This window comes from Streptomyces glaucescens (genome assembly GCF_002154375.1).
GTDB classification, from domain to species: Bacteria; Actinomycetota; Actinomycetes; order Streptomycetales; family Streptomycetaceae; genus Streptomyces; species Streptomyces glaucescens.
In genome coordinates this window covers 1-1,391 of the sequence record NZ_MUND01000992.1, presented here as the reverse complement: position 1 = coordinate 1,391, position 1,391 = coordinate 1, and the positions used below count along the sequence as shown (strand labels likewise).

1 protein-coding gene is annotated in these 1,391 nt (G+C 78.3%); it reads right to left on the bottom strand.

Going from position 1 to position 1,391, the window contains the following annotated elements:
• On the bottom strand, positions 1–1,391 hold a 1,391-nt coding region (locus CCN42_RS40040), incomplete at both ends, for an ABC transporter permease (RefSeq protein ID WP_143662236.1).

The following is a 1,391-nucleotide window of genomic DNA, read 5'->3' as shown; positions in this document are numbered from 1 at the left end:
GCGAGCCGGCGGCGCGCCGCCCGGGCCGCCGGCAGGGCGGCGAGCCCCGCCGCACCCAGCACGGCGGCCACCCCGAACAGCACCAGCAACCCGGCCGAGGGCGACTGGGCGATGCCGGCGCCGATGCCGCTCGACCTGCCCTGGGCGTCGATCAGCCAGTGCGCGAGCGGCAGCCCCAGGGCCGTGCCGAGGAGGACGGCGGCGAGGGCGGTGCAGCCGGTGGCGGTCACCGTGATCGCGGTGATCTGGCGCGGTGACAGTCCGATCGCCTTGAGCGCCAGCAGATCGCGCTCACCCTCGCGGACGGCGCCGCCGATCGCGGTCAGCAGCTCGACCAGCCCGATCAGGGCGAGCACGGCGATCAGGCCCAGGACCACTCCGCGCAGCGCGGAGAGCCCGTCGGCGGGGTTCGTCACCGTGTGCACGTCCAGCCGGCCCGGCCCGGCCGCGGTGAGGCGGTCGGCGACCTCGTGCGGGTCGGCGCCGGGGTCCAGGCGCAGCTGGTAGAGGCTCGGGCGCAGGCCGGGATCGTTCTCGCGGAGGGTGTCGAGGGACGTGGAGACGACCCGGCCGGCGTTCTCCGGTTCGATGCTGCGGCCCACGATGTGCAGGATCTGCGGGTGGTCCCCGACGGTCATCCGCACCCAGTCGCCGACCCGTACGTCCAGCAGATCGAGCAGCCCCTGCCCGGCCACGGCCTCGTCGGGCCCGCGCGCGGCGCGGCCCTCGGCCAGGGCGTACGGATAGGGCTCGGCGCGGGTGCCGAGGCCCCGCAGGGCGATCGTCGCGGTCTGACCCGGCACCAGGGCGGCCACCTCCACGCCCGGATAGGCGGCGGCGACCTCCGGATCGCGTTCCAGCAGGGCACGGGCGTCCCGGTCGTTAAGGCCCGCGTCCGCGCGGACGGTGAGCGCGGTGGGCAGCCCGATCCGTTCCGGGCTGCGGTGGAACCGGTCGATGGTGGTCCACGCGCTCATCGCGACCACGATCAGCAGCAGCGGCAGGGCGAGCCGTGCCGTCGTGCCCAGCGACCGCGGGCGCCGGGCGAACGCCTGGTGCCAGCCGAGCACCAGCGCGGGCGGCAGCCGCACCCCGAGCACCCGCCCGGCCAGCGCCCGCCGCGCCACCCCGGACAGCCGGCCGTCGGACGGCCCGCCCCGGACCGCCCCGAGGAACCGGCGCGCCGCGCCCGGTCGCCGGTCCTCCGGCGCGGCGGGCCGGCCCGCTGCCCGCCCGCCCAGCGGCGCGGCGGGCAGCGGCACCGGCACCGGCGGCACCCGGCCCGCCCGCCACGCGGCGAGTCCGGTGGTCGCGCCGATGAACAGCACGGCGGCCACCGGTACCGCGACGAGCGCCGCCGTGTGACCGGGCAGCCCCTGCCACACCCCGAC